Below are 13,275 nucleotides of genomic sequence, written 5' to 3'. Positions count from 1 at the left end.
GCCCTTAACGACAATAGCTGCCGCCACGGTGACGCGCGGTGTCAAAGTGGAAGTGATCTTTGTGAAACCTGTCTGCATCAGGCCCCAAAACAGTGCCAAAAGGACCACAGGCAGCACGATGCGCCTTTTTCAGAATGCGTCCCTCTTTGCGTTTATTCCAGTCTTTCAGCACGCTGAGGCTCTGGCCGTTTTGCAGCTTGATCGCGCCAATATCGATCGCCTTGCCCTTGCCATGTTCAGAGATTTTGGCGCCTTTTTTGTGGTTGCGGGTACGGCAGACGTAGTGGCCGTAAATGGCCAGAGAGGAAACACCGCCGCCGGTGCGCCCGACAGCCGGTTTCAGGCCCTTTTCCACCCATGTCTTCAGCGCTTTAGCAGTCCCACAATCCATTACCGAGGGCTGACTGAGGGCAACACCTGCAACCTCACGCAGGCGGATCGCATTCTTCACACCGCAGCCTTGCAGTTTACCGGGCACGCGCCCCACCTCTTCGCCGCGCAGCGATCGGTCGCCGCAAACAGATCCGCGTTTGGGCAACCGTTTGGAGGCTGCAGGCACAACATTTAACGCTTTCGGCCGTACCACCGGCCGCAAACTGCGGCCCAAGCGGCGCGTAACAACCGTATAGGATACATCGCTGAGGATCGCCGCGGCCAGATCCAGCGTCGCAGCCTGTTGCTGAACAGGGCGGGCCACCGGCCTGAGGCTCGACTGCAATGGTGCCGCTGTAGCAAGTTCCACCCAAACCAACAGGCCAAGGCATGCAGCCATCAAGCGGATCATTTCTGATCGCCTATGGCAGCGGGCGTGCCGCGACCGAAATCGGCCGCATCGGTGTCTTGACCAGCCTCAATAATACCACGGCGAATGGCACGGGTGCGGGTAAAATAGTCAAACAGTTGATCGCCATCACCGGTACGAATGGAACGCTGCAGCGCAAACAACTCCTCCGTGAAGCGTCCGAGGATTTCCAAGGTCGCCTCTTTATTGGTCAGGAACACATCACGCCACATGGTCGGGTCAGATGCGGCAATTCGCGTGAAATCGCGGAAACCAGCGGCAGAAAATTTAATCACCTCACGTTCGGACACGCGACGCAGATCATCGGCGACACCAACCATCGTATAGGCAATAAGGTGTGGGATGTGGCTGACCACGGCGCAGACCTGATCGTGGTGTTCAACGTCCATACGTTCGCAATTGGCACCCAGCGCTTGCCAGAACATCTCCAGCCGCGTGGTCGCCACTTCATCCGCACCATTTGGCACGATCAGACACCAGCGATTGTCAAACAGCGTGTCAAAACCGGACTCGGGGCCGGAATGTTCGGTACCTGCCATAGGGTGGGCGGGGACAAAATGCACGCCGTCGGGCAGATGCGGGGCAATCGCCTCAATCACCGACTTTTTCACCGAACCGACGTCGCTGACGGTCGCGCCCTGTTTCAGATGCGGTGCAATCTCTGCCGCAACCGCGCCCATCACGCCAACTGGCACACAAAGGACAACCAGATCAGCGTCCCGAACGGCCTCAACCGCGCTGTCACAGACCACATCACACAACCCAATACGACGGGCTGTTTCGCGGGTTTGTTCAGAACGGGCATAACCTGTCACCACATCCGCGACGCCGGCCCGTTTCATCGCCCAATACATGGACGAGGCAATCAGCCCCAAACCGATCAGCGCAACGCGGTTGTAGACGACACTCACACTGCGCCCTCCTTAAACTGGCCGATCGCATGGGCGACACGGCGGCAGGATGGCTCATCCCCAATGGTAATACGCAGCGCGTTCGGCAGGCCATAACCAGTCACCTTACGCACGATCAACCCCTGGGATTTCAGGTAGGCATCCGCGGCATTTGCCTCTTGCGTGTCGTTAAAGCGCGCGAGGATAAAGTTCGTGTAGGACACATCACACTCTACCCCGTGACCGGCCAGCGCTTCAATCAGCCAACTGCGCAGGCGGGCGTTTTCACTGCGACACTTGTCCAGATAGGCCCGATCACGCAGCGCCGCCTCTGCCGCCAGCAGTTGCAGGTTGTTGAGGTTGAATGGCTGACGCACACGGTTCAGCACGTCGATGATTTCCTTGGGCGCATAGCCCCAGCCCACGCGCAAGCCCCCTAGGCCATAGATCTTGGAAAAGGTGCGCGTCATGATCACGTTGTCACGGCTTTCGACCATGCCCGCGCCACCATCATAGCCATCAACAAACTCCGCATAGGCGCCATCCAGCACCAACAGCGCCTTGTCGGGCAGACCTTCGGCCAGACGTTTACAGTCCTCCATCGGGAGCATGGTGCCGGTGGGGTTTGCAGGGTTCGCGATAAACACGATCCGCGTCTTGTCGGTGCAGGCTGCCAGAATCTTGTCCACATCCACGGTGCGATCGGTTTCCTCCACCTTCACCGGGGTGGCGCCAACGGCGTGGGCCAGAATCGGATACATCGAAAACCCGTGTTCGGTATAAATCACCTCATCTCCGGGTCCGGCAAAGGATTGAGCGATGAACTGCAACACCTCATCGGATCCAACACCACAGATGATGTTTTCCGCCTCCAAGCCGTGCACATCGGCAATGGCACGACGCAGGCCCGCGTGATCCGTGCCCGGATAGCGATGCAAATCCACCCCCGCAATCCGCAGCGCATCGGCCACCTTGGGACTGGGTCCAAACGGGTTCTCGTTCGAGCTGAGTTTTACCACGTCGGTTGCACCATCGACATGCGCCGCACCACTTTGGTAAAGGGCGATTTCCATGATGCCGGGTTGAGGCGTGATCTGGGACATTATCAGGGCTCCTTGACTGCCCCCCTCATACCTCCCCGCTAGGCCGAGGAAAAGCGGCAAGATCACGCGGCGGGCCGAACCCGCGTAGGCTGTCCCGTTTGTGCATCAATAACGTAGTGGCAACTATGCTGATCCAGCGTCTGCGTCAGATCATTCACTGCCGCAATGATCCGTGCCACCGTCGCCTCATCCATCATGTAAGAGAAGTTGAGCCGTACCCAACCCGGTTTTTCCACCGTGATACCCGCGCGAATGCTGTCGCGCATCTGGCGCGACAGTGTCTCATCAATGCCCAAAAGGCGATGACCATACGGACCCGCACAAGAACAGCCGCCGCGCACCTGCACGCCATAAACGTCGCTGAGCATCATGGTGATCAGCAGGGGGCTGACCACCTGCCCACGCCCGTCACGCATGAGGAAGGAAAAAATCGGCAAGCGAGACCCGCCTTGCGGCCCCAGAAGTTGGATCTGTGCATTGCCCTCCCAGCCCGCGACGCCCATCGCGGCATACCGCGTCTCCCGCGCCGCAATCTCATCTGTGCCGATCACATCCTTCACGATAAAAGCGAGAGCCGCGCGGATATCGCCGATGATATTGGGCGTGCCCGCCTCTTCTCGCGCCTCCAGACTGTCGGCGTAATCATGCGCCTGACTAGAGACGTAGGTCACGGTGCCGCCACCGGGCCAGCTGGGCCGCTCTGCCACGACAGCGCCGCGATTGACGATCATAACACCGGATGCGCCGGGGCCGCCGGGGAATTTGTGCGGGCTGACCACAATCGCATCCTTCTGCGCGTCCGTCCCTGCCGCCATATCAATCGGCAAATACGGCCCACCCCCAGCATAGTCCCAGACCGCCAACGCGCCGTGTGATTTCAACAGCCGCGTCACCGCATCCGTGTCCGTCACAATTCCCGTCACGTTAGATGCGGCGGAGAAACTACCGATGATCAGGTCGCTGCCGCGATGGGCCATCAGAACCTCCGCCAACCGCTGTAAACACGGCCCACCCTCCGGTGCCTCGGGGATTTCAATCACCCGCGCTTTGGTTTCGCGCCACGGCAGGATGTTGGAATGATGCTCATAGGGTCCGATCAGCACCACCGGATCCTGCGCCTCCTCCACCCCGAACAGGCTGACCAAACGGTTGATCCCCGCCGTCGCCCCTGATCCTGCAAAGACCACCGCGTGATCCGCGCCAGCGCCGCACAGCCGCGCAATCTCTGCCCGCGCCTGCCCCCGCAACGCTGTCATATGTGCGCCGGTGAAGGAGCTTTCGGTGTGGCTGTTGGCGTAAAACGGCAGCACATGCTCCTGCACGTAGCCCTCCACCTGCCGCAACGCGCGGCCAGAGGCGACGTAGTCCGCATAGGTCAACGCCACGTCGCCATATAGGCCGGGGATCTTCACCCCTTCGCCAATCACACTTTGAAACAGGCTGCCATTCTCTTTGGCGGCGGCGATCATCTGACGGAAGCAGGATAGGGACATGGGAGGAAACCTTTGTTGTTCGCACACCTACCATGAACGAATAAGACTGGCTAATTACCCCCTTTATTTTCGAAATTTACCCCAATAATCTATCATATGACCACCAAAGAGCGAGAACATGGATCACATTGACAAACGCCTCCTCGCCGCCATGCAACTGGACGGCTCTCTGTCGCAACGCGAACTGGCTGACCGCGTGGGGCTATCGCAAAACGCCTGCTGGAGACGACTAAAGACATTAAGCGACACCGGCGTGCTGCAAGGCACCACCGCGCGGATTGATCGGCAGAAACTGGGGTTGGATCTGGTGGTCTTTGTCCTGCTTCGCACGCGGCACCACTCGGCCAAGTGGCTGGCAGAATTCAGGCGCCATGTCCTGACCATTCCCGAAGTCGTGGATTTCCACCGCATCAGCGGCGACTACGATTATCAGCTAAAAGTGGTGACAGAGGATATGGCAAGCTACGACGCCGTCTATCGCCGCCTGATCGAAGGCGTCGACCTTGATTCCGTCACTTCCTACTTCGCGATGGAAGCGATCGCCGAAGGCCGCCCCTTGCCCCTCTGATATCGACATAAAAAGACCCGCCACTGCGGACGGGTCTTTCCCTAATTACTCCTCAAGGAACCGTCGCCACTTACTCTGCGGCGGCCTCCTGCAACTCCGGGCCTGCAGCCGGTTGCGGCTTCGCCGGCGCCACCGCCCCCTCAACCAGACCGACTACGCCGTTTTCCATCGAAACACCGAGTTCTTCGCCCAGCGCCTTAAGTGCTGGCATCTGCACCGCCATACCCATGATGGAATCCAGCGCCTGATTGACGACCGGCTTGTCACCTTCAGCTCCCTGAGCCACACCACCAAGGCCGCCAGCAAAGACACCACCCACCTGATGGATCTTGATTGAATCAATCTTTTCGGCTGGCTTGACCATTTCTGCAACAATACCCGGCAACGCCTCAAGGCGGGCCATATCCACCTTCATTGCCACAATGTTCGCCGAGATCGCGTTCTCCGCATCCACTATCGCGCGGCGACCCTCTGCCTCAGCCAGCATGTCGGCTTTCTTCGCCTCAGCTTTGATAGCCAGCGCATCGGCTTCTGCCTTGGCTTCTTCACGGCGGGCTTCTGCGCGGTCCTGCGCAGCCTCTTTTTCGGCCTCAGCGGACAAGCGCACACGGGTTGCTTCACGCTCTGCCTCCTGCCGCGCCTCAATCAGAGCGATCTGTTTTTCACGCTCCGCCTGCGCCACAGTGCGGGTGGTTTCTACCTGTTCGGCCGCACGGGTTGCCTCCGCGCGGGCCAGATCAGCCGACGCTCGGGCCTGACTTTCTTCTTCAGACTTGCGCGCGATGATGATGCGACGGTCTTGTTCGGCGACCTCCAGTTCTTTCTCTTTTGCGATCTCTGCCGCACGGATCACCTCTTCACGTTTGATCCGTGCACCTTCGGTTTCACGCTGTGCATCCTCACGGCGGGCGGCAACTTCGGCCTCCTGCGCGGCTTGGAGCGTGGCAACCTCCTGCTCTTGCTTGATCTGCGCGGCTTTTTCGTCTTTTTCAATCAACAGGCGTTGACGCTCTGCCTCCATTGCCGCGCGACGCACGGCGACGTTTGCCTCTGCATCAATCTCGGCACGCTCTTTCTTGGAATTGGCGATCACCTCCGCCAGTTTTCGCATACCAACGGCATTGAAGGCATTGTTTTCGTCCAGCGCTTCAAAGGGGGTCTGGTCAAGCGCGGTCAGTGACACGGCCTCCAGCTCCAGCCCGTTTTTCAATAGATCTTCGGAGACGGCATTTTGCACTTCTTGCACAAACTCAGCGCGGTTTTCGTGCAATTCATCCATGCTCATCCGCGCCGCAACCGATCGCAGACCGTCAACCAGCTTGCCCTCAATCATTTCGCGCAGTTGCTCAACATCAAAGGTGCGATCACCCAGCGTCTGCGCCGCGCGGCTGATACCTTCGTCAGTGGCGTTGACCGATACATAAAACTCGACCCCCACATCAACACGCATCCGATCCTTGGTGATCAAAGCCCCATCTTCGCTACGCTGCACCTCAAGGCGAAGGGTTTTCATGTTGACTGGGCGCACCTCATGCACCAACGGAATTACAAAAATTCCCCCATCCATAATGACCTTTTTGCCACCAGCACCGGTTTTGACCAGACTGATTTCACGCGTAGCGCGTTTATAAAGGCGGCTCAAAGCCATGCCGATAAAAATCAGCGCAACTAGCGCTATACCCACAACAAAGATTAGGAATTCCATATCCTTACTCCCTCATTAAAACTGGTTTATAATTTATGCCCGAGCAGGTTTGCCCCGCTGATTAGCTGAGCGGCAAAATGCGGTAGCCGCCGTCACGTAAATTGCGCAACACCAACACCTCGGTTCCCTGTGCGATCTCTGCGTCTTGCTCCAAAGGTTCGGCGCGCAGATAGTGGAAATTACCATATCCATCCAACACGCGAACCTGTGCGGGCTTACCGCTACGCGCGGTGCCCTGCGCCACGACCCCACGCCGCCGCCCCAAGCTGCGCTGCGACAGCGCTGAAGTTTCTGATTGCGGCAGCAACCGAGCAAAGCTAATGGCAAAGCGTTGTGCAAAGGCCAGCGCCAAAGGTGTAGCACCCAGCCCAGCAATCCACGCTGGCATCATTACCTCAAACAAACCCAGCGCACCCAATTGCGCGCCAGTTCCAAACACCCCATAGGCGGCTAGAAACGTGGCCAGCCAGATGATGAAAGGTGCCTGCCCGATGCCCAGCCATGCCAATAGACCAACCGGCGCAGCAGCCGCAGCTTGCCCGCCCTGCGACGGCGCCACGTCGCTGAGATCATAGTCGCCCAGATCAACCGTCGTGAGATTAAGCACTGCCGCTTCCACCTCTGGCAGATCAGACAGATCAAGGCCAGGTAGATCCATGCCGGACAAACCTACGTCTGGCGCATCGGGCAGAGTTGCATCGCCATCTGTGGCGTCAGACGTCAATAAGGACCCACCCAGCACCAGAAACGCCAATTCCAGCGCAAACAGCCCCAACAAAAGGCCAAGAGAAACAGCAAAGGGCGCCATTTCAGGTGTCAGGAATAATGCGACCACAAATACCTCTATGAATGCCATTGTATACAATACACATAGAAAGCAATCCAGGGTAATTCAATAGGCTCACCAAACAACCCTTTATCGAATTTCAATCTAAAGGTAAGCGCAAAAGAAAAACCCGCCACGATGGGCGGGTTTTCCAGAACTTCCAAAATGGATCGGCGAAGATTAGTTCTTCGCGTAGAATTCAACCACCAGGTTGGGTTCCATTACAACCGGGTACGGCACGTCAGACAGGCCGGGGGCGCGTACGAAGGTTGCGGTCATTTTCGAGTGGTCTGCTTCGATGTAGTCAGGAACATCACGCTCGGGCAGGGCAACAGCTTCCAGCAGGGCAACCATTTGCTTGGAACGCTCACGTACTTCGATCACGTCGCCTTCTTTAACGCGGTAGGACGGGATGTTCACGCGCTTGCCGTTCACCAGAACGTGACCGTGGTTTACGAACTGACGTGCAGCAAACACGGTGGGTACGAATTTGGCGCGGTATACAACAGCGTCCAGACGACGCTCCAGCAGACCGATCAGGTTTTCACCAGTATCGCCTTTTACACGCTCGGCTTCGCCGTAGATGCGACGGAACTGTTTCTCGGTCAGGTCGCCGTAGTAACCTTTCAGCTTCTGCTTGGCGCGCAGCTGGATACCGAAATCGGACAGTTTACCCTTACGGCGCTGGCCGTGCTGACCGGGGCCGTATTCACGGCGGTTTACCGGCGACTTGGGGCGGCCCCAGATGTTTTCGCCCATGCGGCGGTCAATTTTATACTTGGCAGACGTACGTTTAGTCACGGCTGATCTCCTTCTAAGGGCGCTGCCCGAGAGCAGCTATGAAGGGCGTTGTCCTCTTGTCTTGCGACATGACAGGAATCCCCTTGCGGGGGCCACCAACACCAATGAAGTGGCGCTTATACTGTGATGTTTGGCAGAGTCAACGCAGAGAGACGGAAAACACCTTTAAAAGGGACGTTTTTCGCCAGCCGTGCTTGGTTTTCTCGAAGCGGCCCGATCAGGCCGCTTCGTGCATCAAAATCGCGGCCTCGGATTTCGACAGATTACGGCGGGCATAGCCACCATAGCTCTGAGGATCGGCTTCAATTTCAGGGTATTGCGCCAAAAGACGCATCCGGTCGGTATCATCCAAAGTCGACAGTGCGGCACTGGAGGGATGGAAGCTTTCGGTTTCCACGCCATTAGCCCAGAGGATCTGGTGATCTGACAACAGCAGATGAATATACGTTACCTGCCGCGCCTGCGTGTCGATGCGGATCATCTTATTATCAACCAGATCAGCGGCCGACACCAACACCTCTGGCGTGTTGAACAGGGCCCGCGCTACAGGGCCGCGCACCAGCATCCGGTGGCTGGGCGACACCAGCAATTCCTGATCGGGACGGTGAACGCCCAAAGCACCGGCATTGATACGGATCGGGCGCAGTTTCGGCATCGCAAACAGACGCGCACCGGTCATCCGGCGGGATCCGATCCACAGAATTTCCTGCGACCCGTTGTCCTTGGTCTGCACCATGTCGCCTTCGCGAAGCTCCTGCACCATGCGGGCGCCTTGCGGCGTTTCAATCCGGGTACCCGGAGTGAAACAGATCACCCCGCCGCTGCTGTCAGTGATGTGGTTGTCCTGCATCGCATCCAGTGTGTGATGCACCACCCACAATTCGCGCCCTTTGGGCGGCAAGTTGCCAAGGAACATCAACAGCGGCTGTGCGCCCTGCCCCACCTCGATCACCGTCAGCGTGTACGTCGCGGTGCCATCTGTCACCACGATGCTGCTGTCTGTCAGCGGATCGTCAACCGCCACATTATCGAAGTCTGTCCGGTTCGCCCGCGCCGCACCGACAAGGCGGCGCACCATGCGCGCCGCACTACGTCTAAGATTCGCTTCGCCATCCGCCTGCCCAAGGCGCAACAGTTCTGACGGGCCATCGACCCGCACCGCATTGCCCCCCCAGGACCAAGAGGCCCCGACGTCCAATGCATACAAGGGTGCGGCTGGAATGCCGTCTACTTGCGTCTGTGACCAGGAAATGACGAACGTGCCGTGAAAGCCCGTCCCCATGCTCGTGTCCTGCCTACTTCGTGTTTAGTTTTTTTGTTTTGTAGGGAAGACATAGCAGAAAGTCGCCAAACTGCATAGCCCTGTCAAAATCTCGACACATCATTTCGGATGTATCCGCGTCAGCGCGCCACACAAAGCAACCCCATGCAGCACAGGCGCCTACCAAAAGTGCAATCTTAAAAGTCGAGGTTCAACCGGAGGGAACCCACAACCTGCCCCTCTTCCTGGCCTTCGAATTCCTCACCCAGCCAAGCAACGCCATAAAAAACACTGCTCTTTTCACCCTGCCAGTGCAAACCGGCCCGCAGACGGCGGCGGGTTTCGGTCAACACCACGCCCGAGGACTCGGGCAGGTATTCTGAGTCGCGGACGTGGGCGATATCGCCACCCAGCACGACACTGTAGCCCGGCTCCGAATTGCGCACCGCACGGTAGCGCTGACCGCTGACGGGATCACGCACCAGCAATTCGCCAGCACCGACAGAACCGATTCTCAGATCGGCACCAGCACGCACCATGGTTTCAACGCCCGCGCGCGCCTCAACGAAGGGGCGCAGCGCGACACCGTCAACCAATGCGAGGTTATGGCCCAGTTCAACAACAGCCGTCGGATGCACGCCACCGTCGATCTGGGAATCCAGTACAGCATCCGATGCTTCATCCACGCTCAACAGATCATGCAGGGCGGCTTGGAAATCGGATAGTCGGGTTTCCTCACCCGTCAGGACCATATCAACACCCACGGAGTATTCGATCTTGCGCTTTTGAAAGTGGGTATGCAGACCGAAGGAAAGGCTACCCGCGTAAGGACGATCCCCCGCCGCGGGCGTTACCAGATTGTCAGGCGCTATAATTTCAGCGTTGATGCGAAATTCCAGCGTCTCACCAAATGTTTCGGGCAAGGCATTGTCCCACTCGTAGCCCCAAACGCGGCTGGAGGCGACAGAACCAGTGCGCCAACGATCATTGCCGTCACCGATAAAATCGTTCTGGATCATACGGCCGTAGCCGATACGCTTGCGTTTCTTATTGTCAGAGGCGTCCGCATCAGCCTTGGTATCAGAGGTTTTCACCGCCATACCAGCATCGAGCTGCTCAGCCGTATCTGCCCCTTTGGCGAAGGGTTGCGTTGCAACAAACGACAGCCCGAGGGCAGCAATACCAATTACGCGGATCATCCGACTACCTTTCATAGCGCCCCCACAGCACGGCGCTTGCCTAGCGCAACCATACACTGCCGACCAGAGAATTTGCGACACCTATACGTAAGAAGGCAAAGGCGTTGCCCTTCTGCACAGGTTGCCCTGTCAATACGGCCGGATCATGACCCAAACAGGCCTCAGATTATGGCGCTGAAAACGGCCCGAGCTATACGGTGACGTTAGACAAGAGCAAGCTGGATTCCGAATTGGTCACGCCCTTCACTTCGCGGATTTCACGCAACACCCGATCAAACTGCGGCAGGGTTTCGGCGCGGATTTCAACCACCAGATCCCACGCGCCATTGGTGGAATAAATCATCGTCACCTCAGGAATCGCCCGCAGGGTGCGCACTACCGTACGGGACATAGACCCCTGCAATTCAACCATTGTGATGGCACGGACCTGTTCATGATGATCACTGTCGGTTTCAATGGTGAAACGGGTGATCCGTCCCTCTGCCACCAACGCATCCAGACGGGTTTTAACCGTCGTACGCGACACGCCAGTGATATGGGCCAGTTCCGTAACAGAGGCGCGGGCGTTATCACGCAGGGCGGCGATCAGTTTGCGGTCGGTCTGTGAAAGTACAGTCATGGAGATTCCTCTGTTGCGCGACCTACATTTATCAAATCGACACATAATGTGTCATTTAGAAAATCACACTGCGCAGTTTGCGCAATTTTATAGGTGATCTGCTTCACCATTATGCGCACCCTAAGAGACCACATAACTCAGGACCCTGCCATGACCGCTGCCCAATCCCCTCGCCGCTGCCACATTATCGGTGCCCCTGTTCAATCCGGCGCAGCACAGCCGGGCTGCCTGATGGGCCCGGCCGCCTTTCGCACCGCCGGTCTGCCGGACGCCCTGCGCGAACTGGGATGGGAGGTCACCGATCAGGAAGACCTGGCCCTGCCTGCATTGCCGCCAGTCACACATGCCAATCCGGCGCTAAAGAATCTTGCCCAAATGATCGCCTGGACAGAGGCTCTCTCCAAAGCCGCACATGAAGCCGCAAAAAACTGTGATCGCCCGATTTTTATCGGCGGCGATCATTCTATGGCAGCGGGCACCGTCAGCGGCATCGCCAGACACGCGGCAGAGGTGGACCGACCGCTGTTTATTCTATGGTTGGACGCGCACCCTGACCTACACACGCTGAACAGCACAACGTCCGGCAACCTGCACGGCACACCAGTGGCCTATTTCACCGGTCAGCCGGGGTTCGAACAGTTTCCGGCACTCAAAGCAGCCGTTGATCCGAACAATATCTGTATGATGGGAATCAGGTCCGTCGACCCGGCAGAGCGGCAGCGAATCGCGGATCTGGGTCTGACGGTACATGACATGCGCGCGATTGATGAACATGGCATCGTGCGGCCCCTGACGGCTTTTCTGAACAAGGTGCGTGCGGCAGGCGGTTTGCTACATGTCAGTCTGGATGTGGACTTCCTTGACCCGTCCATTGCGCCAGCGGTGGGGACAACCGTCCCCGGTGGCGCAACCTTCCGCGAAGCGCACCTGATCATGGAGATGTTGCACGACAGTGACCTTGTCACTTCGCTGGATCTGGTGGAGCTGAACCCGTTTCTGGATGAACGCGGTCGCACCGCGAAACTGATGACCGATCTCACCGCCAGCCTGTTCGGGCGCAGTGTGCTGGACCGGATGACCCGCAGCTACGCCTGATCCATCAACCCAAGACCCGCCGCCGCCTGTTGCACCGCGCTGGCGACCTGTTCCAGCTGTTTGGTCATCGGGTTCGACCGTCGCCAGATCATCCCGATCTGGCGTCTGGGCGCAGGGTCGGGGAAATGCGCCACCGCAACCTGCGCGGATCGTGTTTCCACCCCAACCGCCATTTCGGGGATTAAGGTCACACCAATCCCCGCCCCCACCATCTGCACCAGCGTCGACAAGGAACTGCCATCCAGCAATTCCCGCGGTGCAGCGCGGTTGATGGCGCAGAAAGACAGTGCCTGATCGCGGAAACAATGCCCCTCCTCCAGCAGCAACAACCGCATCTGACGCAAACGATCCGGCCCAGGCACAGGTTGATCAGCGTCACGGGTCGGCCGGACCAGCACGAACTCCTCGTCAAACAGCGGCACCTCAGTAAACGCAGGTTCTGAGATTGGCAGCGCTACAATGGCGATGTCCAACGCGCCTTCTTTCAACTCCTCAATCAGGCGCGGCGTAATCGTTTCGCGCAGACGCAGATCAATGTCTGGATGTTCCCGCGCCAACCCTTCGACCACGCCGGGCAACAAGTAGGGCGCGATGGTCGGGATCACCCCGATTCGCAGACGCCCCACCAGACGGTCCCGCCCCGCGCGCGCCAGATCCCCCAATTCATCCACCGATCGCAAGATCTGTTGCACCCTGCCTGCAAACTCCTCCCCCATGCCGGTCAGGCGCACCTGACGGGCACCGCGCTCAAACAACTTGGCGCCAATCGTTTCCTCCAACTCTTTGATCTGCACAGACAAAGCGGGCTGCGACACGGCGCAGGCCTCTGCCGCCTGACCGAAGTGGGACAGACGGGCCACGGCCTCAAAATAACGGAGTTGGCGGAGGGTGATATTACTCATAAGAATTTCCT

Annotated in this window: 13 protein-coding genes; 2 read left to right on the top strand and 11 right to left on the bottom strand. The window is 58.3% G+C overall.

Annotated features, from left to right (window positions below; all coding sequences use genetic code 11):
- Positions 1-4 precede the first annotated feature (4 nt).
- The 4 genes from MHM86_RS11500 to MHM86_RS11485 all read right to left on the bottom strand — a co-directional run bounded on the left by MHM86_RS11500 (position 5) and on the right by MHM86_RS11485 (position 4,288).
- Positions 5-784 (bottom strand): extensin family protein, encoded by a 780-nt coding sequence (locus MHM86_RS11500; protein WP_239199512.1) that lies wholly within the window; start codon positions 782-784, stop codon positions 5-7.
- Positions 781-1,713 carry a prephenate/arogenate dehydrogenase family protein gene (locus tag MHM86_RS11495; protein ID WP_239199509.1) on the bottom strand — a complete coding sequence of 311 codons (933 nt, stop codon included), beginning with the start codon at positions 1,711-1,713 and terminating at the stop codon, positions 781-783. The genes MHM86_RS11500 and MHM86_RS11495 overlap by 4 nt, the downstream gene beginning before the upstream one ends.
- Positions 1,710-2,795, bottom strand: coding sequence for a histidinol-phosphate transaminase (hisC, locus tag MHM86_RS11490; RefSeq protein ID WP_239199506.1), 1,086 nt, complete (start codon positions 2,793-2,795; stop codon positions 1,710-1,712). The genes MHM86_RS11495 and hisC overlap by 4 nt, the downstream gene beginning before the upstream one ends.
- 62 nt (positions 2,796-2,857) lie before the next feature.
- Complete coding sequence (locus MHM86_RS11485; protein ID WP_239199503.1) at positions 2,858-4,288, bottom strand: aminotransferase class V-fold PLP-dependent enzyme; 1,431 nt, start codon at positions 4,286-4,288, stop codon at positions 2,858-2,860.
- A gap of 118 nt (positions 4,289-4,406) precedes the next feature.
- Here MHM86_RS11485 and MHM86_RS11480 point away from each other — a divergent pair, with 118 nt between their 5' ends.
- Positions 4,407-4,856 (top strand): Lrp/AsnC family transcriptional regulator, encoded by a 450-nt coding sequence (locus MHM86_RS11480; protein WP_239199500.1) that lies wholly within the window; start codon positions 4,407-4,409, stop codon positions 4,854-4,856.
- 70 nt (positions 4,857-4,926) lie between these two features.
- Here MHM86_RS11480 and MHM86_RS11475 read toward each other — a convergent pair whose 3' ends face one another.
- The 6 genes from MHM86_RS11475 to MHM86_RS11450 all read right to left on the bottom strand — a co-directional run bounded on the left by MHM86_RS11475 (position 4,927) and on the right by MHM86_RS11450 (position 11,267).
- A complete protein-coding gene (locus tag MHM86_RS11475; protein WP_239199497.1) occupies positions 4,927-6,561 on the bottom strand; it encodes a flotillin family protein in 1,635 nt (544 codons plus the stop codon).
- A 61-nt stretch (positions 6,562-6,622) separates the two neighbouring features.
- A complete protein-coding gene (locus MHM86_RS11470; RefSeq protein ID WP_239199494.1) occupies positions 6,623-7,396 on the bottom strand; it encodes an OB-fold-containig protein in 774 nt (257 codons plus the stop codon).
- 171 nt (positions 7,397-7,567) lie between these two features.
- Positions 7,568-8,188: a 30S ribosomal protein S4 gene (gene rpsD / locus MHM86_RS11465; protein WP_239199491.1), complete on the bottom strand. Its 621-nt coding sequence runs from the start codon at positions 8,186-8,188 to the stop codon at positions 7,568-7,570.
- A 217-nt stretch (positions 8,189-8,405) separates the two neighbouring features.
- Positions 8,406-9,470: a Hint domain-containing protein gene (locus tag MHM86_RS11460; protein ID WP_239199488.1), complete on the bottom strand. Its 1,065-nt coding sequence runs from the start codon at positions 9,468-9,470 to the stop codon at positions 8,406-8,408.
- Positions 9,471-9,646: 176 nt separating this feature from the next.
- On the bottom strand, positions 9,647-10,648 hold the full coding sequence (locus tag MHM86_RS11455) for a lipid A-modifier LpxR family protein (protein WP_239199485.1): 1,002 nt from the start codon (positions 10,646-10,648) through the stop codon (positions 9,647-9,649).
- Between the two features lie 190 nt (positions 10,649-10,838).
- Positions 10,839-11,267 carry an Lrp/AsnC family transcriptional regulator gene (locus MHM86_RS11450; RefSeq protein ID WP_239199482.1) on the bottom strand — a complete coding sequence of 143 codons (429 nt, stop codon included), beginning with the start codon at positions 11,265-11,267 and terminating at the stop codon, positions 10,839-10,841.
- Between the two features lie 150 nt (positions 11,268-11,417).
- On the opposite strand from MHM86_RS11450, the gene rocF reads away from it, so the two are divergent.
- Complete coding sequence (gene rocF, locus MHM86_RS11445; RefSeq protein WP_239199479.1) at positions 11,418-12,362, top strand: arginase; 945 nt, start codon at positions 11,418-11,420, stop codon at positions 12,360-12,362.
- Here the strand turns inward: rocF and MHM86_RS11440 are convergent.
- Positions 12,353-13,264, bottom strand: coding sequence for a hydrogen peroxide-inducible genes activator (locus tag MHM86_RS11440; RefSeq protein WP_239199477.1), 912 nt, complete (start codon positions 13,262-13,264; stop codon positions 12,353-12,355). The two genes, rocF and MHM86_RS11440, sit on opposite strands and share 10 nt — an antisense overlap.
- Between the last annotated feature and the right edge of the window lie 11 nt (positions 13,265-13,275).

The organism is Thalassobius sp. Cn5-15 (assembly GCF_022347685.1).
Classification (GTDB): Bacteria; Pseudomonadota; Alphaproteobacteria; order Rhodobacterales; family Rhodobacteraceae; genus Thalassobius.
Note: the sequence above shows the minus strand (reverse complement) of the source record. Positions and strands in the feature narration are given on the sequence as shown.

Excerpts from the sequence above, each read along its gene's own strand:
- MHM86_RS11475 (WP_239199497.1), bottom strand. The coding sequence starts at position 6,561 with ATGGAATTCCTAATCTTTGTTGTGGGTATAGCGCTAGTTGCGCTGATT.
- MHM86_RS11500 (WP_239199512.1), bottom strand. The coding sequence starts at position 784 with ATGATCCGCTTGATGGCTGCATGCCTTGGCCTGTTGGTTTGGGTGGAA.
- MHM86_RS11460 (WP_239199488.1), bottom strand. The coding sequence starts at position 9,470 with ATGGGGACGGGCTTTCACGGCACGTTCGTCATTTCCTGGTCACAGACG.
- MHM86_RS11485 (WP_239199503.1), bottom strand. The coding sequence starts at position 4,288 with ATGTCCCTATCCTGCTTCCGTCAGATGATCGCCGCCGCCAAAGAGAAT.
- MHM86_RS11455 (WP_239199485.1), bottom strand. The coding sequence starts at position 10,648 with ATGATCCGCGTAATTGGTATTGCTGCCCTCGGGCTGTCGTTTGTTGCA.
- MHM86_RS11450 (WP_239199482.1), bottom strand. The coding sequence starts at position 11,267 with ATGACTGTACTTTCACAGACCGACCGCAAACTGATCGCCGCCCTGCGT.
- rocF (WP_239199479.1), top strand. The coding sequence starts at position 11,418 with ATGACCGCTGCCCAATCCCCTCGCCGCTGCCACATTATCGGTGCCCCT.
- hisC (WP_239199506.1), bottom strand. The coding sequence starts at position 2,795 with ATGTCCCAGATCACGCCTCAACCCGGCATCATGGAAATCGCCCTTTAC.
- MHM86_RS11480 (WP_239199500.1), top strand. The coding sequence starts at position 4,407 with ATGGATCACATTGACAAACGCCTCCTCGCCGCCATGCAACTGGACGGC.
- MHM86_RS11440 (WP_239199477.1), bottom strand. The coding sequence starts at position 13,264 with ATGAGTAATATCACCCTCCGCCAACTCCGTTATTTTGAGGCCGTGGCC.